This window comes from Burkholderia sp. AU31624 (genome assembly GCF_020420065.1).
Taxonomy (GTDB): Bacteria; Pseudomonadota; Gammaproteobacteria; order Burkholderiales; family Burkholderiaceae; genus Burkholderia.
This window is the reverse complement of sequence record NZ_JAIZRT010000005.1, coordinates 104,348-123,549: the sequence shown is the minus strand read 5'-3', so window position 1 is coordinate 123,549 and position 19,202 is coordinate 104,348. Positions and strand designations below refer to the sequence as shown.

The window sequence follows — 19,202 nt, the reverse complement described above, 5'->3', positions numbered from 1 at the left end:
GGTGTGGCGCGCGGGCTGCGCGCCTGTTTGCTGTAGTCGTTAAAAAGCCCGCCTTTCGGCGGGCTTTTTTGTCTGTCACGAAAGCTTGCGGGTGCTCAGCGCTTCAGCTTCGCGAACGCCGCGGCCATCGCGCCTGCCGGTTCCGGCTCGCGCGAACGTTGCGGGCGGGCCGCGCCGCGCGCCGCGCTGCCGCGATCCTGGCCGCCGCGCGACGACGTGCCGGGTGCCGCCGCGTCGTCGTCGAGGCGCATCGTCAGCGCAATGCGCTGGCGCTTCACGTCGACGTCGAGCACCTTCACCTTGACGACCTGGCCGGCCTTCACGACTTCGTGCGGATCCTTGATGAACTTGGTCGACATCGCGGATACGTGGACGAGGCCGTCCTGGTGGACGCCGATGTCCACGAACGCGCCGAACGCGGCGACGTTCGTCACGACGCCTTCGAGCGTCATGCCGGGCACGAGATCCGACACTTTCTCGACGCCTTCGCGGAACGTCGCGGTCTTGAATTCGGGGCGCGGATCGCGGCCCGGCTTCTCCAGTTCGGACAGGATGTCGCGCACGGTGGGCAGGCCGAAACGTTCGTCAACAAATTCCGTCGGGGACAGGCCCGACAGCGCTTCCCGGTTGCCGAGCACGTCGTCGATGCGCTTGCTGATCTTCGCGAGCATCCGCTCGACGACCGGATACGCTTCCGGGTGCACCGACGAGCGGTCGAGCGGATTCTCGCCGCCGTTGATGCGCAGGAAGCCCGCGGCCTGTTCGAAGGTCTTGTCACCGAGGCGCGGCACCTTGCGCAGGTGCTCGCGCGACGGGAACGGGCCGTTCGCATCGCGGTAGTCGACGATGTTGCGCGCGAGCGTCGCGTTCAGGCCCGATACGCGGGCGAGCAGCGGGGCCGACGCGGTGTTCGCGTCGACGCCGACCGCGTTCACGCAGTCCTCGACGACCGCGTCGAGCGAGCGGGCGAGTTCGCGCTGGTTCACGTCGTGCTGGTACTGGCCGACGCCGATGGCTTTAGGCTCGATCTTCACGAGCTCGGCGAGCGGATCCTGCAGCCGGCGTGCAATCGAGACGGCACCGCGCAGCGACACGTCGAGCTCCGGGAATTCCTTCGCGGCCAGCTCGGATGCCGAATAGACCGAAGCGCCGGCTTCCGACACGACGATCTTCTGCAGGCGCAGCTCCGGGTGCTTCGCGATCAGTTCGCCCGCGAGCTTGTCGGTTTCACGTGACGCCGTGCCGTTGCCGATGCTGATCAGCTCGGCCTGCGTCTGTGCGGCGATGCGTGCGAGTTTCGCGATCGAGCCATCCCAGTCGCGGCGCGGCTCGTGCGGGTAGATCGTGTCGGTCGCGAGCACCTTGCCGGTGCGGTCGACGACCGCGACCTTCACACCCGTGCGCAGGCCGGGGTCGAGACCGATCACGGCCTTCGGGCCGGCCGGCGCGGCCAGCAGCAGGTCGTTCAGGTTGCGCGCGAACACGCGGATCGCTTCCGTTTCGGCCGTTTCGCGCAATTGCGTGAGCAGCTCGTTTTCGATGTGCGGCTGCACCTTCACGCGCCAGCACCAGCGGCATACGTCGGACAGCCACTTGTCGGCCGGGCGGTTCTGGTTCGCGATGCCGAAATGGCGCGCGATCATCGCCTCGCCGGGATGCGGCACCTGCGCGTCGAGTTCTTCGCCGAGGCCGAGCTTGATCGTCAGCACGCCCGCGTTGCGGCCGCGGAACAGCGCGAGGGCGCGGTGCGACGGCACGGTCTTGATCGTTTCCGCGTAGTCGTAATAGTCGCGGAATTTCTCGCCTTCCTCGTTTTCCTTGCCCTCGACGACGGCCGACGACACGACGCCCTGGTTGTGCAGATAGTCGCGCAGCTTGCCGAGCAGCTCGGCCGTCTCGCCGAACTGCTCGGACAGGATGTCGCGCGCGCCGTCGAGCGCGGCCCTTACGTCGGCCACGCCCTTCTCGGCGTCGACGTACGCGGCTGCCTCGGCCTGCGGGTCGAGCAGCGGGTTCGCGAGGAGCGCCTGGGCAAGCGGCTCCAGGCCGGCTTCGCGGGCGATCTGCGCACGCGTGCGGCGCTTCGGCTTGTACGGCAGATAAAGGTCTTCGAGCACCTGCTTGCTGTCGGCCGCGTCGATCGCGGCGCGCAGTTCGTCGGTCAGCTTGCCCTGTTCGTCGATGCTCGACAGGATCGACGCACGGCGATCCTCGAGTTCGCGCAGATACAGGAGGCGTTCCTCGAGCTGGCGCAACTGCGTGTCGTCCAGGTTGCCGGTCACTTCCTTGCGGTACCGGGCAATGAACGGAACGGTCGAGCCTTCGTCGAGGAGTTGCACGGCCGCCGCGACCTGGCGCGGCTGGACGGACAGTTCGGTGGCGATGCGCTGTACGATCTTGAGTGCTACGGTTTCCGTCATGTCGTGGATGATCTGCCTGCTGAAATCGCGGCGGGGGCCGGCAGGCCCGAGGCGGCGGGCTGCGTGGCGGGCCCGACGGGCCGGATGCCGCGGGTGAGTGAAGCGGGGCATTTTGCCATAAATGGCGGAGCGCCCAGCCGGGGGTGATAGAATTTGACACATGTCCCGCAGCTTTCCTACGACGTTGCCAACTTCCCGAATTTCTCTCGTCGCGCTCGGCGCAGCGCTCGCCGCGGCTTTGTCTGCAGGGCCTTCCGGCGCGTTCGCGCAAGCGTCGGACGCCACCGCGCCGGCCGCCGCCGCGGCTGCGCCCGTGACGGCCACGGCCGCACCGGATTTCGACGCCCGTCAAAAAGTGCTCAATCAACGCTCCGCAGAAAACGATTATCGTTATGCGGTGGCCGAGCACGATTGCTACAGCAAGTTCTTCGTCAATCACTGTCTCGGCAAGGCGCGTGAACAGATGCGCGACGAGCGGGCGAGCATCCGCCAGGAGCAACTCGCGCTCAACGACGAGCAGCGGGCGGTGCATGCGCAGCAGCGCGACCAGCAGCAGGCGCTGAAGGCGGCGCAGAACGCGGCGGAAGCACCGCAGCGCGCGGCGAACGACGCGGCAAACGCGGCTGCGTTCCGCGACAAGCAGGAGCAGAATGCGCTGAAGCAGGCGCAGCGTGGTGCGGAAGGGCCACAGCGCGCGGCGAACAAGCAGGCATACGACCAGAAGCAGGGCGACTTCCAGCGCAAGCTCGACCAGGCGCATCAGCAGGCCGCGCAGAAGGCGCAGGAGCGGGCGGACAACGCCGCGCGCTACGAGCAGAAGCAGAAGGAAGCCGTGCAGCACAAGGCCGATGTCGAGCAGCGTCAGAAGGAAGCGGCCGAGAAGGCGCGGCAGAAGCAACAGCAGGGGCAGTAACGTGTTGGATTGATCGAGATCAGTCTCGGGCGCGCTGGCACGCCAGTCGGCGCGCTGCTTCGATGAGGAGGCAAGTATGCAAAACCGTCACACGGAACAGCAGCAGGAGTTGCACAACCGTTTGGCTGCATTGCAGGAGCAGCACCAGCAGCTCGCTCGGGAGATCGAGCTGAAGGAAGGGCACTCCGACATCGACGACATCACGCTGCACCGGCTGAAGAAGGAAAAGCTGGCGGCCAAGGACAAAATCATTTTGCTGCAATCGCAGCTGGAACCGGATAAGCGCGCCTGAGCGCGGCCTGGCAAGCGCCGGCGCCGCCCGGGCGCTGGACACAGGAACGCTTGCCTTGAATTCACCGCTTGAAGCCACCCCCGATGCCCGGCGCGACGTGTCGCCCGCCGGGCGCGCTCGTGCGCCCGAAGGCACCTTTGAGCTGAGCCGCAAGCGCGTCGACGAACTCGACACGATCTTCGGCGAAGGCGGGTTGCTGGCGCGTGCGCTCGACGGCTATCGGCCGCGACAGTCGCAGATCGAGATGGCACGTGCCGTCGCGTCCGCGATGGAAGCGTCCGCGCGCCGGATGCCCGAACCCGAGATCTTCGAAACCCGCAAGCGGCCGGCGCGTCGCCTCGGCGACGGCGACAAGGCGGCCGAAACGGGCGCGGACGCCGCCGCGGCAGCCGAAGTCGACGGCGATGCCGGCGACAACACGCTGATCGTCGAGGCCGGTACGGGTACCGGCAAGACCTATGCGTACCTCGTGCCTGCGATGCTGTGGGGCGGCAAAGTGATCGTGTCGACCGGCACGAAACACCTGCAGGACCAATTGTTCGCGCGCGACATCCCGACCGTGCGCAACGCGCTGGCGGTGCCGGTGTCGGTCGCGATGCTGAAGGGCCGCGCCAACTACCTGTGCCACTACTACCTGCAGCGCACGGCCGACAACGGCCGGTTGCCGTCGCGGCAGGATACGGCGTATCTGCAGGAAATCGTCCGCTTCGCGAAGATCACGAAGAGCGGCGACAAGGCCGAGCTCGCGAGCGTGCCGGAAACGGCACCCGTGTGGTCGATGGTCACGTCGACGCGCGACAACTGCCTCGGCCAGGAATGCCCGCATTACAAGGATTGCTTCGTGATGCAGGCGCGGCGCGAGGCGCAGCAGGCCGACGTCGTCGTCGTCAACCACCACCTGTTCTTCGCGGACATCATGCTGCGCGATACGGGGATGGCCGAGCTGCTGCCGAACGCGAACACGGTCATCTTCGACGAAGCGCATCAGTTGCCGGAAACGGCGACGCTGTTCTTCGGCGAAACGCTGTCGACGACGCAGATTCTCGAGCTCGCCCGCGACACGGTGGCGGAAGGCCTGAGCCATGCACGCGACGCGGTCGAGTGGGTGAAGCTCGGCGGCGATCTCGAGCGCGCGGCGCGCGACTTGCGCCTGGCGTTCGCGAACGACCAGATCGTCCGCATGTCGCTCGCCCAGCTCGGCGACGATCACCCGATGTTCGGTGCGCTCGACGCGCTCGAGGCTGCGCTCGACGCGCTGGCGTCGGCGCTTGCCAGCCAGGCCGAACGGGCGGAATCGCTCGGCGCATGCCTGCGGCGCGCACGCGAGCTGCAGGACCTGCTGGCCGGCTGGGTCGCACCCGGCGCGACGGAAGCGGCGGCGAAGGCCGACGCAACGGCGGCCGGCGACAAGGCGGCCGCCGACGGCGATCCGAACGAGAAGGTGCGCTGGGTCGAAGTGTTCGCGCATACGGTCCAGCTGCACGAAACGCCGCTGTCGGTCGCGCCGATCTTTGCCAAGCAGCGCGCGGGCGTGCCGCGTGCCTGGGTGTTCACGTCGGCCACGCTGTCGGTGCGCGGCGACTTCACGCACTATGCGGCGCAAATGGGCCTCAGCTCGCGTCGCTCGATGACGCTCGCGAGCCCGTTCGATTACCAGTCGCAAGGGCTGCTGTACGTGCCGCGCAACCTGCCGCAACCGTCTTCGCCGGCGTTTACCGATGCCGTCTTCGATGCCGCGCTGCCGGCGATCGAGGCGTCCGGCGGCGGCGTGTTCATGCTGTGCACGACGCTGCGCGCGGTCGACCGGATCGCGTCGAAGCTGCGCGACGTGATCGAATCGCGCGGCTGGAACATGCCGCTGCTCGTGCAGGGCGATGCAAGCCGCACCGAACTGCTCGACCGTTTCCGTGCGTATGGCAACGCGATCCTGGTCGGCAGCCAGAGTTTCTGGGAAGGCGTCGACGTGCGCGGTGACGCGCTGTCGCTCGTCGTGATCGACAAGCTGCCGTTCGCGCCGCCGGACGATCCGGTGCTGGCCGCGCGGCTCGACGCGCTGACGAAGAAGGGGCTGAGCCCGTTCGCCGTGCACCAGTTGCCGCAGGCCGTGATCACGCTGAAGCAGGGCGCGGGCCGGCTGATTCGTGCGGAGACGGATCGCGGCGTGCTGATGATCTGCGACACGCGGCTCGTCGACAAGCCCTACGGGCGCCGGATCTGGCAGAGCCTGCCGCCGTTCAAGCGGACCCGCGAGATCGCGGTCGTCCAGGACTTCTTCGACGAGCACCGTTCGGCAAAGCGCACGTGACGGTGCGTGCGGCGATCGTCGCGCGATCGCACCGGCGCCGCCTGAATGTGGCGCCCATAAAAAAACCCGGCTCGATGGCCGGGTTTTTTGTGCGTGCAGCGCGTGCCGCACGGTGCTGTCGTCAGAACTGCCACCACGACTTCTTCGCGCCGGGGCGCGAGTGGCCCGTGACGTACGGGCTGTCGGGGAACGTGCCGGCGAGCACGCGCTTCGTGTCCTCGGCGAGTTCCGGCTGGTTCAGCTTGCCGTACGACAGGATCATGATGTGCAGTGCGTCCTCGATCGCCGGGGCGCCCTTGTAGTCCTTGATCGCGAGCTGCGCACGGTTGATGGCCGCGACGTAGGCGCCGCGCCGGTAGTAGTAGTCGGCCGCGTGCACTTCGTGCGATGCGAGCGCGTTGACGATGTAGCGCATCCGCGCGGCGGCGTCGGGCGCGTACTTGCTCTTCGGGAAGCGGTCGACGACGACCTTGAACGCATCGTACGATTCGCGCAGTGCCTGCGGATCGCGCTCGCTCATGTCCTGGCCAGAGAAGCGGCCGAACAGGCCAAGATCGTCGTTGAAGTGGATCATCCCCTTCAGGTAGTACGCGTACGGGATATCCGGATGATCGGGGTGGAGCTGGATGAAGCGGTCGACGGCCTGGTCGGCGGCGGCCGCTTCGTTATCCTTCCAGTTGCAGTATGCAACGTTGATCTGCGCCTGCTGCGCGAAATGGCCGAACGGATCGCGACCTTGCAGCGATTCGAAATATTTCGCGCACTTGCCCCAGTCGCCGCCGGACAGTGCGTCCTGGGCCTCTGAGTATAATTTGTTGTTCGACCAGGTAGCCGTCTCGTCCTGCTTCTGCGGCAAGCCGTGGCAGCCGGCGATGAGGGCCGCGGCCGCTACCGCCGCAGCCCGGGCGGCGACGGTTCTGGCCGTGCGTTTGGTCGAATTCATCATGCTCGCATGTCCTAGCTTCAAGTCTCGGTGACCCAGTCTAAATGACCCGTTCAAGTTCGCAGAATGCCCAGCCGGGCACACCAAATCGCGAAGATTATAGCCCAAGCGATCGGCCCGCCGACGCCGCCTCGGGGGATTCCCTCGATGACGATCTGACCGGCGACGCAATGCAGCCGCCCGTCGTGCCGTCCGCGGCGGTCGATGAAGCGCCGCGCATCGTCGAAGTGCCGATGTCGCTCGCGGGCGAACGCCTCGACAAGGCGCTCGCCCAACTGTTCCCCGAATTCTCGCGCAGCCGCCTGCAGAGCTGGATCGAGGCGAAGCGCGTGCTCGTCGACGGCGCGCCGGCGAAGATCCGCCAGCCGGTGCCGCTCGGCGCGAAGATCGAGCTCGTGCCCGATCTGCTCCCCGAGCAGCTCGCCTTTACGCCGGAGCCGGTGCCGCTCGACGTGATCTACGAGGACGACGCGCTCGTCGTCATCAACAAGCCGGCCGGCCTCGTCGTGCATCCGGCCGCCGGCAACTGGAGCGGCACGATCCTCAACGGGCTGCTGCATCGCTACGGCGACGCGGCGGCCGGCCTGCCGCGCGCGGGGATCGTCCACCGGCTCGACAAGGAAACGTCGGGCCTGATGGTGGTGGCGCGCACGCTGGCCGCGCAGACGGACCTCGTACGCCAGTTGCAGGCGCGCACGGTGAAGCGCCGCTATTTCGCGCTCGTGTGGGGCACGATGCCCGAGGAAGGCACGATCGACGCGCCTATCGGCCGCGATCCGCGCGAACGCACGCGCATGGCCGTCGTCACGGGCGCATCGGGCAAGCCCGCGCGCACGCATTTCCGCACGGTTGACACATGCCTGTGGCAACGTCAGCCGGTTTCAGCGATCCAGTGCGATCTCGAGACCGGTCGCACGCACCAGATCCGCGTGCACTGCGCGCACGCCGGGCATCCGCTGCTCGGCGATCCCGTGTACGGACGTGCGCGCGGCAAGCGCTCGGTCACGCCGCTGCCGGACGGGTTCGCGCGACAGGCGCTGCATGCGTGGCGGCTCGGCCTCGTGCATCCGGTCACGGGCAAGGCGATGCAGTGGCGTTGCCCGCTGCCGGACGACCTGAACACACTCGTCGCGGCGCTCGGCTTCGGGCAGGGCGACGAGGAATTCGACGACGATGACGGTGTCTACGACGATGACGATTTCGGCGGCGAGTATCACGACGACGAGCCGGACCTGGACGATGAGGAGGAGTGAGTGCCGATGACGAACCTGGCGCCGTTGACGTGGCAGGACTGCATACAGCCCGACTGGCAGGTGTCGCCGCGCGTGCGCGCGCTGATCACGACGCGCGACGGCGGGGTGAGCGAAGGCCCGTACGGGCGTTGGCAGCGCGGAGACGCGCTGCCGGGCGGGATGAATCTCGGTCTGCATACCGGTGACGACCCGGCCCATGTGGCAGGGAATCGCGTACGCTTGCTGGCGCTGGCAGGCCAGTCGAGCGCTGCGTGGCTCGAGCAGGTTCACGGCGCGAAGATCGTGCGTGCGGACGAGGTGATCGCGACGGCGCCGATGGCGACGGCGCCGGTGCAGGCCGACGCGAGCGTCACCGACCGGGCGGGTGCCGTCTGTGTCGTGATGGTCGCGGATTGCCTGCCCGTGCTGCTGTGCGACACGCAGGGCCGCGCCGTCGGCGCCGCCCATGCGGGCTGGCGCGGGCTGGCGGCCGGCATCGTCGAGCAGGCCGCGGCGCGTGTCGCGGCACTCGCGGGCGGTGCGACGGACACGCTTCATGCATACCTCGGGCCGGCGATCGGCCCGCGGGCGTTCGAGGTCGGCGCTGACGTGCGTGACGCGTTTCTCGACACGGCCCCGCAGTCGGAGCATGATGAAACCCGGCTTGCGTTCGTCGCGATCGATGGCGCGCCCGGCAAGTTTCTCGCCGATCTTTATGCGCTCGCGCGCCTGCGTCTCGCTCGTGCTGGCGTTGCGCACGTGAGCGGTGGGACGGCCTGCACGGTCACCGAACAGACACGGTTCTATTCGTACCGGCGCGATCGCGTGACGGGCCGCATGGCAGCTGCGATCTGGCTGGCCGATTGACGGCATGCGCATGCGCGTGGAGTTTATTGCGCCGCAAAATCGGGTTATCTCGATATTTCGGCCGCGATGCCGCGCTGCATGCGCGATTGAATGAAAAATCCCGAAGTCAAGTCAACCAAAATGTTTTATGTTTCGCCGGAACCCTTGTCCCGTCTGTTGTGCGAGGATTATCTCCGTACGGAAATGTTCAGTGGTTTGACATGGCGCTTCACATGGGGAAAACGATAATGATAAAAATACCGCACTGCGGCAGAATCTGGAGACGCCTCTCCAGAGCATGACGGCCCGGCTCGCAGCCGGCATGCCGCGCGCGAGCAGGATTTCACGATAGACGCTCACGAATCACCGGTAAGGCAGGTAATGACAGCATCGAAAAAATCGTCGACGTCCGCTCAGGCGGGCACTTCCCCGGGCAGCATTGGTTTCGATCCGGCCGCCCAGCCGATGCAGCAGATGTTCGAGTCGTGGTTGAACGCGTGGCGCGGTTTTGCGGATCCGGCACGCGCCGCGACTGCGTCGGCCACCGTGAATCCGTTCGCCACATTCCAGTTTCCGACATCGTTCCCGTTCCAGATGCCGTCGATGCCCGATTTCGGCGCGATGGCGTCGCCGTTCGCCGGGTTGAAGCTGCCGGCCGCCGCGATTCCGCCCGAGCGGCTGCAGGCGTTGCAGGCCGACTACGCGCGCGATTGCATGGCGCTGATGCAGCAGGCGGCCGCGGCGAAGCTGGAGTCGCCCGAGCTGAAGGACCGCCGTTTCAGCGGCGATGCGTGGAAGGCGTCGCCGGCGCATGCGTTCGCGGCGGCCTGGTATCTGCTCAACGCGCGCTATCTGCAGGAACTGGCCGATGCGCTGCAGACCGATCCGAAGACGCGCGAGCGCATTCGTTTCACGGTCCAGCAATGGACGGCCGCAGCCGCGCCGAGCAACTTCCTCGCACTCAATCCCGACGCGCAGAAATCGATCCTCGAAACGCAGGGCGAAAGCCTGCGGCAAGGGATGATGAACCTGCTCGGCGACATGCAGCGCGGCAAGATTTCGCAGACCGACGAATCGCAGTTCGTGGTCGGCAAGAACCTCGGGTGTACTGAAGGCGCGGTCGTCTACGAGAACGACCTGATCCAGCTGATCCAGTACACGCCGAAGACGGACAAGGTGTTCGAGCGGCCGCTGCTGATCGTGCCGCCTTGCATCAACAAGTTCTACATCCTCGACCTGCAGCCCGAGAATTCGCTCGTCGCGCATGCGCTGTCGAACGGCCATCAGGTGTTCCTCGTGTCGTGGCGCAACGCGGACGCATCGGTCGCGCACAAGACGTGGGACGACTACATGAACGAAGGGCTGCTCGCGGCGATCGACGCCGTGCAGCAGGTGAGCGGCCGCGAGCAGATCAACACGCTCGGCTTCTGCGTCGGCGGCACGATGCTCGCGACCGCGCTCGCGGTGCTTGCCGCGCGCGGCGAACATCCGGCCGCGTCGATGACGCTGCTCACCGCGATGCTCGACTTCACCGACACCGGCATTCTCGACGTGTTCGTCGACGAGGCGCACGTGCAGATGCGCGAGCAGACCATCGGCGGCAAGAACGGCGCGCAGCCGGGGCTGATGCGCGGCGTCGAATTCGCGAACACGTTCTCGTTCCTGCGGCCGAACGACCTCGTGTGGAACTACGTCGTCGACAACTACCTGAAGGGCCGCACGCCGGCGCCGTTCGACCTGCTGTACTGGAACAGCGATTCGACGAGCCTGCCGGGCCCGATGTACGCGTGGTACCTGCGCAATACCTATCTCGAGAACAAGTTGCGCGAACCGGGCGCGCTGACCGTGTGCGGCGAATCGGTGGACCTGACGCTGATCGACGTGCCGACCTTCATCTACGGTTCGCGCGAGGATCACATCGTGCCGTGGCAGACGGCCTATGCGTCGACGTCGATCCTGTCGGGCCCGCTGAAGTTCGTGCTCGGCGCGTCGGGGCACATCGCGGGCGTGATCAATCCGCCGGCGAAGAAGAAGCGCAGCTACTGGGTCAACGACAGCGACCTGCCCGAATCGGCGGACGACTGGTTCGCCAGTGCAACCGAGCACCCGGGAAGCTGGTGGACGACCTGGGTCGAATGGCTCGACCAGTACGGCGGCCGCAAGGTGGAGCCGCCTGCCCAGCCCGGTACCGCGCAGTTCCCGGTGATCGAGCCGGCGCCGGGCCGCTACGTATTGCAGCGCGATTGACGAAAACCGGACAGCGGCGCAGGCTGTCCGGTGCACCGCAGTTTTTTTAACAGGGCCGGTAGCGATGCGCCGTGTCGTGCGGGCCTGGAGGAAAGGGAAATGACGGACGTAGTGATCGTATCGGCCGCGCGGACCGCGGTCGGCAAATTCGGCGGTTCGCTTGCGAAGATTGCGGCGCCCGAGCTGGGCGCGACGGTGATCCGCGCGGTGCTGGAGCGTGCGGGCGTGAAGCCCGAGCAGGTCAGCGAAGTGATCATGGGCCAGGTGCTGACGGCCGGTTCCGGGCAGAACCCGGCGCGGCAGTCGCTGATCAAGGCCGGGCTGCCGACGGCAGTGCCGGGGATGACGATCAACAAGGTGTGCGGCTCGGGCCTGAAGGCCGTGATGCTGGCGGCGAACGCGATCGTCGCGGGCGACGCGGACATCGTGATCGCAGGCGGCCAGGAGAACATGAGCGCGTCGCCGCACGTGCTGCCGGGCTCGCGCGACGGGTTCCGGATGGGGGATGCGAAGCTGGTCGACACGATGATCGTCGACGGCCTGTGGGACGTGTACAACCAGTACCACATGGGCATCACGGCGGAGAACGTCGCGAAGGAATACGGGATCACGCGCGAAGAGCAGGACGCGTTCGCGGCGCTGTCGCAGAACAAGGCGGAAGCCGCGCAGAAGGCCGGCCGCTTCGACGACGAGATCGTGCCGGTGGTGATTCCGCAACGCAAGGGCGAGCCGCTGCAGTTCGCCACCGATGAATTCGTGCGTCACGGTGTGACGGCGGAATCGCTGGCCGGGCTGAAGCCGGCGTTCTCGAAGGACGGCTCGGTGACGGCGGCGAACGCGTCGGGGCTGAACGACGGCGCGGCGGCGGTGCTGGTGATGTCGGCGCAGAAGGCGGCGGCACTGGGCCTGACGCCGCTGGCGCGGATCAAGGCGTACGCGAACGCGGGCGTGGATCCGAGCGTGATGGGGATGGGCCCGGTGCCGGCATCGCGCCGGTGCCTGGAGCGAGCGGGCTGGACGCCGGGCGACCTGGACCTGATGGAAATCAACGAGGCATTCGCGGCGCAGGCGCTGGCGGTGCACAAGCAGATGGGCTGGGACACGTCGAAGGTGAACGTGAACGGCGGGGCGATCGCGATCGGGCACCCGATCGGCGCGTCGGGCTGCCGGATCCTGGTGACGCTGCTGCACGAGATGGCCAGGCGCGATGCGAAGCGCGGGCTGGCGTCGCTGTGCATCGGCGGCGGGATGGGGGTCGCGCTCGCGGTCGAGCGTCCGTAAGCGGCCCTCCGTAAGCGGCTGTCCGTCAGCGGTCATTCGCCACAAGCGAACCGAATTCGTGTGCCGGCCGATTGCGGCTTCGGTCGGCGTCACGTGAAGTCAGAGGGGGCCTCCGGCAGCTCTCGAAACCAAAAAATGGAGTGAGATTTATGTCTCAGCGAATTGCGTACGTAACGGGCGGGATGGGCGGCATCGGCACCAGCATCTGCCAGCGCCTGTCGAAAGACGGCTTCAAGGTGGTCGCAGGTTGCGGCCCGAACTCGCCGCGCCGGGTGAAATGGCTCGAGGAGCAGAAGGCGCTCGGGTACGATTTCATCGCGTCGGAAGGCAACGTCGGCGACTGGGACTCGACCAAGGAAGCGTTCGACAAGGTCAAGGCCGAAGTCGGCGAGATCGACGTGCTGGTCAACAACGCGGGCATCACGCGCGATGTCGTGTTCCGCAAGATGACGCACGAAGACTGGACCGCCGTGATCGACACCAACCTGACGAGCCTGTTCAACGTGACGAAGCAGGTGATCGACGGGATGGTCGAACGCGGCTGGGGCCGGATCATCAACATTTCGTCGGTGAACGGCCAGAAAGGGCAGTTCGGCCAGACCAACTACTCGACCGCGAAGGCCGGTATCCACGGCTTCACGATGTCGCTCGCCCAGGAAGTCGCGACGAAGGGCGTGACGGTCAACACCGTGTCGCCGGGCTACATCGGCACCGACATGGTGAAGGCGATTCGCCCGGACGTGCTCGAGAAGATCGTCGCGACGATCCCGGTGCGGCGTCTCGGCGGGCCGGAGGAAATCGGTTCGATCGTCGCGTGGCTCGCGTCGAACGATTCCGGTTTCGCGACGGGCGCAGACTTCTCGCTGAACGGCGGCCTGCACATGGGCTGAGCGTCCGCGCTGCGCGGGCCGGGTGGCCGCGCAGCCGGACGTTTTCCGAAGGCCCCCGCCTCCCGGATTCGGGCGGCGGGGATTCGTCACTTCCGCTACGCTGCACTCAAAGGCGTTACATGACTACTACAAAGAAGACGGCCGAACGGCTCATCAAGAAGTACCCGAACCGTCGGCTCTACGATACCGAGACAAGCACGTACATTACGCTGACCGACGTGAAGCAACTCGTGCTGGAGCAGGAGGACTTCAAGGTCGTCGATGCGAAATCCAACGAAGACCTGACGCGCAGCATCCTCCTGCAGATCATCCTCGAAGAGGAAAGCGGCGGCGTGCCGATGTTCTCGTCGTCGATGCTGTCGCAGATCATCCGTTTCTACGGGCATGCGATGCAGGGCATGATGGGCACGTACCTGGAAAAGAACATCCAGGCGTTCATCGACATCCAGAACAAGCTCGCGGATCAGTCGAAGAACCTGTACGAAGGCAATGCGATGAATCCGGAAGTCTGGTCGCAGTTCATGAACATGCAGGCGCCGATGATGCAAGGGATGATGACCAGCTACATCGAGCAGTCGAAGAACATGTTCGTGCAGATGCAGGAGCAGATGCAGAACCAGGCGAAGTCGATGTTCAGCACGTTCCCGTTCAAGCAGCCGGGCGCGTCGGAGCCGGAAAAGAAGTAACGGTCTCGCGGCAGGCCGACCGCGGCGGGCAACCCGCCGGGCGTCGGTGCCGCGAAGCGGCGCGGCGCGGGTCGGCCGATCGTGCATTCGGGCGCGACGATGTGTGTGGCCGCCGCCTGCCGGATCCTCTCGCCGACGGTCGTTCATGACCGTCGGCACCGAATGCGCATCCCGGGTTCGGGCGTGCGTGGCCGTCGTTCAGTCGATCGAGATCCCGTCACTTGCGAAGAAATACCGGGGCGTGTCGTGCCTCATGGTGCGCGTTCGTGCGGGCACGCGTACCATGAGCGGCGCTGCGCGGTGTGGCGTGGAAGCTGCGTTCGGCGAAATGCAATGACGCCGCCCGGGCACGACAGGCCGTGATTCGCGATGCCGCGTCGAGGCAATGCGACCAAGAAAAAACCGACTGAGAGAAAGCATGCGTGGGATTCGAGTGGCACCAGCCGGCCGGCTGGCTGGTTTAGCTTCGATGTTCATGCTGGGCGTTGGCATGGCGGTGCCTGCCTTTGCGATGGACTGCGCGAAAACCGTGCAGTCGATCGAGAAGCGCATCTGCGCGAGCTCCATCCTGCGCGCAGCCGACGCGCGGATGAATTCGGCGTACACGGGTGCGCTGAAGGCTGCACCGGACACGGCGACCCGCGACATGCTGGTACGCAGCCAGCGCCGCTGGATCAGCGCGCGCAACAATCGTCTCGACGCCGATTACGAGGGTCGTCCGCTCGCCGTCGACGAAGTGCGCAAGGCAATCGATCGGCGCACCGCCGTACTGGCCGATCAATCGAACAAAGGGTTGATCGCGCGCGCGCAGGCCGAGCGCCAGTGGCTCGCGAAATACACGGGCGGCCCGCTTACCGGTTTCGATGCAAACTGCGACTTCATTCCCGACGATGCGACTGGCGCGCACGTTTCCTACGCATGTTTCGGCGCGGTCCATGTGCAGCATCGTGCGCGGGTCTGCAGCCAGAGCGAGGACTGGGCGACCGGGGCGGTCTATCAGTACCGGTCGGTGAGCACGGCTGATGGCGGGAAGGTGCGACCCGTTGCGTATTGCGAAGCGCAGGCCCATGGGAGTGCGTGCGACACCGGTGGCGCGCAATCGGCGTGGATGCGTGCGGGGGCATCCGGTGGCGATAACCACGCGTCAGCGCCGGTAGCGGGGCTGCCGCAACTCGATGCGGAAATGTGGCCGATCGGCGATGGCGACGATGCTTTGTGGTTCGAGCGCTGCTTGACCGCTGCGAAGTTTCCGTGAGCGCCGGATTGGATTGGTCTGTTGTGTGGGCCCGCTTCGGCGGGCGTTTTTACGTGCTCGCGATTGGCGGTTCACTACGAGGCGGGCCAGGTGTGCGCAATGGCCGACGTTACCGGCCCGGCTTGTCTTATGCCGGGAATCCTTGCTCGTCGTCGTGCGGCGGCAGATCGAGCACGAGCTTGACCGCGCAGTAGTTCGCCTTGAGCGAAAACACGCGGCCGATCACGAGGAACGTCTGTCGCGAATTCTCGAGCTCGACGAAGTCGCCCGGTTGCGGCACGTGCGCGCCCTGGTCGTAGGAGAAACTCGTGCTGGTTTGCTCGCCAATGGTTTCGGCTGCGTGTTCGGTGAATTCGATCGTGATGTGGGTGGTCATGCGAGCCCCGTTGGGTAATGGAAGAGAGGGAAGAGCGTGGACGCTGCGATTTTCGCATAGCGACGGCGCGGTTCCGCCGGAATTGTCGGGAAGTGACGCGTGCGCGTGGATCCCGTCACTTCGCCGATTTCCAGTCGAAGGCGGACTGCACGGTCCTGGCCAGCCCGTTGTGCAGCCCCAGCCAGAGCAGCTTGATCGCCGCCTCGTCGTTCGGGAAGTGGCCACGCATCTTGCCGCACGTGGCGTTGACGGTAAGCCGACAGCCCGTCATCCCGCATCAAACCGACGTGAGCGGCACGCATGTTTCCCATGCGTGTTTCGGCGCGATCCATGTCATCGTGCACGGATCGGCAGCCAGAGCAAGGACTGGGCGACCGGCGCGGATGATCAAGACCAGTCGGTGAGTGCGACCATCGGCGCGAAGGTGCATCCGGTGGCGTTCTGCGAAGCGCAGGCGCACGCACGATCGTGCAATGGCAGCGGCCCGGCCGAAGCCGGGCGGGGCACGGCACGAAGCGAGGCGGCGGTTATTTCTCCGCAAACGTGCCTGCTTCCACCAACGTCATCTTGTCGGGGGCCAGGTACCTGCGGATGGCGGTGTTGACCTGCTCGACGGTCAACGCGCGGACGCGCTCGGGATAGGTGTCCAGGTCGCTCAGCGGGCGATCCTGGAGCACCGTCTGGGCGATCATGGCGGCCATCTGCCCGGTGGTTTCCATCGCGACTTGATGGCGGCCGATCATGCCGTCCTTGCGTGCATCCAGTTCCGCTTGGGTCACGCCCTGTTTCCACCAGGCATCCAGAATCCGGCGCGTGCTGGCGACGCCCTTGTTCAGCAGGGGCGGGGCGAAGCTGCTGGTGATGACGAATCCGCCGTCCATCAGGGAGAGCCCGGACAGGCCGGCGCGGATGCCATAGGTCAGGCCTTCCTTGTCGCGGACTCCTGCCATCAGGCGGCCGGTGAAGCCGTTGCCCAGGATGTTGACACCCGCGCTGAGGGGCAGATAGTCGGCATCGTTGGCGCGCAGGTCGATGGCCTGACCCAGCATCACGCTGACGGATTCCTTGTCCCCCATGGCGATGCGCTGCGTGTCGGGCCGGCTTGCCTTGCGTGGCGGGCCCTGTCGCACGAGTGCCCGGCCCCCGCTCCAGCCCGCGAAGGCTTCGGTCACCATGGACTGCAGGCGGCGAGGGTCCGCGCCGCCGACCACGACGAGCGTCATGTGGGCGGGCCCGTAATAGGCTTGATGAAAGGCCTTGATGTCGTTCAGCGTGGCAGCGGCGATTGCGTCGAGCATCCGTTCGCGTGGCACCGGTGCGTTGAGGTGGGCAGCGGGGTAAATGGAACGATCCAGCGCCTCGGTGGCCCGAACCGACGGGTTTTCTCCGGCGTGACGGACCGCGGCCTCCAGCCGGCTCTTGGCCTTGGCCAGCTCCTCCGGCTTGAAGGCCGGCAGGCGCAACTGCTCGGCCATCAGGTCGATCAGCGTCGGCAAATCCTTGGTCAGGCTTTGGCCGTGTATGCCGACATAGCCGCCGTCGGTCTGGAACGACAACTGGGCGCCCAGGCTTTCCAGCAGCGCGGAGATGGCCACCTTGTCGCGACGGGTGGTGCCCTCCTGCAGCAACATGCCGGTCAGCAACGGCACGGCGGGATTGGCCGCCTTGCTGGCCGTGTCGGCATCGCCCAGGGGCATCACTCCGGTCACGGACACCATTTCCTGCGGCGACATCGAATAGGTCAATAGCGTGATGCTGCCGGCCTGGGCGCGCACGATACGGTCGGCGATGCCTGCCTGAGCCGCAACAGGCAGGCACAGCATGGCGAACCACACGAACCACGTCCGCAGAGGGTTGAAACGAACATGCTTCATCACGATTTCTCCGGGACGAACCAGCCGGTGGTGCTCTGGTTTTCAACGAGGTACTTGCGGGCGACGCGCTGCACGTCGGCGGGCGTCACCTTTTCGAGTTCTTCGAGCTCGGTGACGAACCGTGTCCAGTCGCCCTGCGAGACCGCGTTGCCCAATCGGGCGGACGTCGCGCGGACGCCGTCACGCTGGTAGACCTGATCGGCCCGGTAAGGGCCGAGCACCCGCTGGATATCCTCGCGAGTGACGCCCTCGGTCTTGATCCGCTCCAGTTCGGTCCAGGCGATTTTCTCGGCCTGCTCGTGTTTCGCGTCGGGCGGCAGGCTGATCGTCACGACGAACGGGCCGGGATCGCGCAGTGCATGGAAGCCGGCGCCGGCTTGCGTGGCAACCGTCGTGTCGACCAGTGCGCGGTACAGCCGGCTGCTCTTGCCCTGGCTCAATACCAGGCCCAGTACGGTCAACGCAGGCGCATCCGGATCGAGCGCGCGCGGCCCCTTGAAGGCGATGATCAGACTGCCCGTTGCGCCCGCGCGTTTGAGCACCAGCCGTCGCGGCCCCTGCTGCGGCGGCTCTTCGGTCGTGACGGCGGGAATGGCCTGGGGCGCGCGCGGGATGCCGCCGTAATACTGCCTGACCCACCCCAACGCCTGGTCCGGCCGGAAATCGCCGACCAGGATGACGGTGGCGTTGTCCGGCCAGTAGAACGTGTCGTAGAAACGGCGCAGCTTGTCCACGCTCGCATGCTCGATGTCGCTACGCCAGCCGATGGTGGGATGGTGGTAGGGATGCGCCTGGTAAGCCGTGGCCATGACCTGCTGGAACAAGGCGGTGAAAGGACTGTTCTCGCCTCGCTCGTACTCGTTGCGTACCACCGTCATCTCGCTGGCCAGGTCTTCCGGGCGCAGCAGGAGGTTGCGCATGCGGTCGGCCTCGATCGCGATGTAGCCTTCCAGCGCATCGCGCCCGAGCGTGCCGAAGTAGTTGGTGCGGTCCATCGAAGTGGTGGCGTTGAAGGACGCGCCCACTCGCTCCATGTAGCTGTTCAGTGCATTGCCGAGCGCCTTGTTGTAGTGCTGGCTGCCCTTGAACATCAGGTGCTCGAGCAGGTGAGTGTCGCCGGTCGTGCCCGCGGCTTCGTTGCGTGAACCCACCCGGTACAACACCTGGAAACTGACCACCGTCGCAGCGGAATCGGGCGCGGCAAGCACGGTAAGGCCGTTGGCCTCCAGACGGTATTCGTCGATGCCGCCCAGGGAGCGCACGTGGGTAAAGCCCGGTACCTCGACGGGTTGGGCCATCGCCGTGCCTGCAATCAACGGGCACAGCGAGAGCCACGTGTATATCAAACGTCGTACTGACATGTAGCGTCCTTTTGTATAGGCAGGATGAACGCGGAAGATCGGGTGCCGGCCCGGCGGTCAGTTGACTGCGATGCGTCGAGCGCGGCGAGCGTGAAGTTTTTCATACTTTTCGATGCGTGTAGACCGATGGCGCGTTGCGGGGGCGTCGCAGCCGTGATGCGTTCGTCGACGGCCGTACGTTGCTTGACCGTCGACGTGTAGCGACGGACGGCGCGATCCCCGTTGAACGTGCAGATCACCTGAAAGCGATTGTCGGGCCTGGACTTCTTCAGTGGCGCATC

At 66.2% G+C, this 19,202-nt stretch carries 15 protein-coding genes; 10 read left to right on the top strand and 5 right to left on the bottom strand.

Going from position 1 to position 19,202, the window contains the following annotated elements; all coding sequences use genetic code 11:
* Positions 1 to 95: 95 nt before the first annotated feature.
* The gene (locus LGM89_RS19590) at positions 96 to 2,420 is read right to left on the bottom strand and encodes a Tex family protein (protein ID WP_226273709.1); all 2,325 of its coding nucleotides are present in this window, start codon (positions 2,418 to 2,420) and stop codon (positions 96 to 98) included.
* A 160-nt stretch (positions 2,421 to 2,580) separates the two neighbouring features.
* Here LGM89_RS19590 and LGM89_RS19585 point away from each other — a divergent pair, with 160 nt between their 5' ends.
* From LGM89_RS19585 to LGM89_RS19575, 3 genes are all read left to right on the top strand, one after another.
* Positions 2,581 to 3,333 carry a hypothetical protein gene (locus LGM89_RS19585; RefSeq protein WP_226273708.1) on the top strand — a complete coding sequence of 251 codons (753 nt, stop codon included), beginning with the start codon at positions 2,581 to 2,583 and terminating at the stop codon, positions 3,331 to 3,333.
* 76 nt (positions 3,334 to 3,409) lie between these two features.
* Positions 3,410 to 3,625, top strand: coding sequence for a YdcH family protein (locus LGM89_RS19580; protein ID WP_006478692.1), 216 nt, complete (start codon positions 3,410 to 3,412; stop codon positions 3,623 to 3,625).
* Between the two features lie 55 nt (positions 3,626 to 3,680).
* Entirely contained in the window at positions 3,681 to 5,930 is a 2,250-nt protein-coding gene (locus LGM89_RS19575; protein WP_226207692.1) for an ATP-dependent DNA helicase, read from the top strand.
* 121 nt (positions 5,931 to 6,051) lie between these two features.
* Here LGM89_RS19575 and LGM89_RS19570 read toward each other — a convergent pair whose 3' ends face one another.
* The gene (locus LGM89_RS19570) at positions 6,052 to 6,876 is read right to left on the bottom strand and encodes an outer membrane protein assembly factor BamD (protein WP_011549700.1); all 825 of its coding nucleotides are present in this window, start codon (positions 6,874 to 6,876) and stop codon (positions 6,052 to 6,054) included.
* 41 nt (positions 6,877 to 6,917) lie between these two features.
* On the opposite strand from LGM89_RS19570, the gene LGM89_RS19565 reads away from it, so the two are divergent.
* The 7 genes from LGM89_RS19565 to LGM89_RS19535 all read left to right on the top strand — a co-directional run bounded on the left by LGM89_RS19565 (position 6,918) and on the right by LGM89_RS19535 (position 15,310).
* Complete coding sequence (locus tag LGM89_RS19565) at positions 6,918 to 8,126, top strand: RluA family pseudouridine synthase (protein WP_089494979.1); 1,209 nt, start codon at positions 6,918 to 6,920, stop codon at positions 8,124 to 8,126.
* A 6-nt stretch (positions 8,127 to 8,132) separates the two neighbouring features.
* Positions 8,133 to 8,972 carry a peptidoglycan editing factor PgeF gene (gene pgeF, locus LGM89_RS19560; protein ID WP_089495299.1) on the top strand — a complete coding sequence of 280 codons (840 nt, stop codon included), beginning with the start codon at positions 8,133 to 8,135 and terminating at the stop codon, positions 8,970 to 8,972.
* 360 nt (positions 8,973 to 9,332) lie between these two features.
* Positions 9,333 to 11,198, top strand: coding sequence for a PHA/PHB synthase family protein (locus LGM89_RS19555; protein WP_089494978.1), 1,866 nt, complete (start codon positions 9,333 to 9,335; stop codon positions 11,196 to 11,198).
* Between the two features lie 99 nt (positions 11,199 to 11,297).
* Positions 11,298 to 12,479: an acetyl-CoA C-acetyltransferase gene (locus LGM89_RS19550; protein ID WP_226273707.1), complete on the top strand. Its 1,182-nt coding sequence runs from the start codon at positions 11,298 to 11,300 to the stop codon at positions 12,477 to 12,479.
* Between the two features lie 149 nt (positions 12,480 to 12,628).
* Complete coding sequence (locus LGM89_RS19545) at positions 12,629 to 13,369, top strand: 3-ketoacyl-ACP reductase (protein WP_027784565.1); 741 nt, start codon at positions 12,629 to 12,631, stop codon at positions 13,367 to 13,369.
* Between the two features lie 119 nt (positions 13,370 to 13,488).
* Complete coding sequence (gene phaR, locus LGM89_RS19540) at positions 13,489 to 14,055, top strand: polyhydroxyalkanoate synthesis repressor PhaR (protein WP_006485265.1); 567 nt, start codon at positions 13,489 to 13,491, stop codon at positions 14,053 to 14,055.
* Positions 14,056 to 14,530: 475 nt separating this feature from the next.
* The gene (locus LGM89_RS19535) at positions 14,531 to 15,310 is read left to right on the top strand and encodes a lysozyme inhibitor LprI family protein (protein ID WP_226273706.1); all 780 of its coding nucleotides are present in this window, start codon (positions 14,531 to 14,533) and stop codon (positions 15,308 to 15,310) included.
* 127 nt (positions 15,311 to 15,437) lie between these two features.
* Here LGM89_RS19535 and LGM89_RS19530 read toward each other — a convergent pair whose 3' ends face one another.
* The 3 genes from LGM89_RS19530 to LGM89_RS19520 all read right to left on the bottom strand — a co-directional run bounded on the left by LGM89_RS19530 (position 15,438) and on the right by LGM89_RS19520 (position 18,858).
* Positions 15,438 to 15,686, bottom strand: a complete 249-nt coding sequence (locus LGM89_RS19530; protein WP_089440216.1) for a hypothetical protein — start codon at positions 15,684 to 15,686, stop codon at positions 15,438 to 15,440.
* Positions 15,687 to 16,213: 527 nt separating this feature from the next.
* On the bottom strand, positions 16,214 to 17,560 hold the full coding sequence (locus tag LGM89_RS19525; protein WP_226273705.1) for a M16 family metallopeptidase: 1,347 nt from the start codon (positions 17,558 to 17,560) through the stop codon (positions 16,214 to 16,216).
* Positions 17,560 to 18,858: a M16 family metallopeptidase gene (locus LGM89_RS19520; protein WP_226273704.1), complete on the bottom strand. Its 1,299-nt coding sequence runs from the start codon at positions 18,856 to 18,858 to the stop codon at positions 17,560 to 17,562. Before LGM89_RS19520 ends, LGM89_RS19525 begins: the two co-directional genes overlap by 1 nt.
* Between the last annotated feature and the right edge of the window lie 344 nt (positions 18,859 to 19,202).

What these genes read in the sequence shown, in the direction of transcription:
- LGM89_RS19530 (WP_089440216.1), bottom strand. Translation starts at nt 15,686, where the DNA reads ATGACCACCCACATCACGATCGAATTCACCGAACACGCAGCCGAAACC.
- phaR (WP_006485265.1), top strand. Translation starts at nt 13,489, where the DNA reads ATGACTACTACAAAGAAGACGGCCGAACGGCTCATCAAGAAGTACCCG.
- LGM89_RS19550 (WP_226273707.1), top strand. Translation starts at nt 11,298, where the DNA reads ATGACGGACGTAGTGATCGTATCGGCCGCGCGGACCGCGGTCGGCAAA.
- LGM89_RS19570 (WP_011549700.1), bottom strand. Translation starts at nt 6,876, where the DNA reads ATGATGAATTCGACCAAACGCACGGCCAGAACCGTCGCCGCCCGGGCT.
- LGM89_RS19555 (WP_089494978.1), top strand. Translation starts at nt 9,333, where the DNA reads ATGACAGCATCGAAAAAATCGTCGACGTCCGCTCAGGCGGGCACTTCC.
- LGM89_RS19525 (WP_226273705.1), bottom strand. Translation starts at nt 17,560, where the DNA reads ATGAAGCATGTTCGTTTCAACCCTCTGCGGACGTGGTTCGTGTGGTTC.
- LGM89_RS19520 (WP_226273704.1), bottom strand. Translation starts at nt 18,858, where the DNA reads ATGGCCCAACCCGTCGAGGTACCGGGCTTTACCCACGTGCGCTCCCTG.
- LGM89_RS19590 (WP_226273709.1), bottom strand. Translation starts at nt 2,420, where the DNA reads ATGACGGAAACCGTAGCACTCAAGATCGTACAGCGCATCGCCACCGAA.
- pgeF (WP_089495299.1), top strand. Translation starts at nt 8,133, where the DNA reads ATGACGAACCTGGCGCCGTTGACGTGGCAGGACTGCATACAGCCCGAC.
- LGM89_RS19585 (WP_226273708.1), top strand. Translation starts at nt 2,581, where the DNA reads ATGTCCCGCAGCTTTCCTACGACGTTGCCAACTTCCCGAATTTCTCTC.
- LGM89_RS19580 (WP_006478692.1), top strand. Translation starts at nt 3,410, where the DNA reads ATGCAAAACCGTCACACGGAACAGCAGCAGGAGTTGCACAACCGTTTG.
- LGM89_RS19565 (WP_089494979.1), top strand. Translation starts at nt 6,918, where the DNA reads ATGACCCGTTCAAGTTCGCAGAATGCCCAGCCGGGCACACCAAATCGC.
- LGM89_RS19545 (WP_027784565.1), top strand. Translation starts at nt 12,629, where the DNA reads ATGTCTCAGCGAATTGCGTACGTAACGGGCGGGATGGGCGGCATCGGC.
- LGM89_RS19535 (WP_226273706.1), top strand. Translation starts at nt 14,531, where the DNA reads ATGCTGGGCGTTGGCATGGCGGTGCCTGCCTTTGCGATGGACTGCGCG.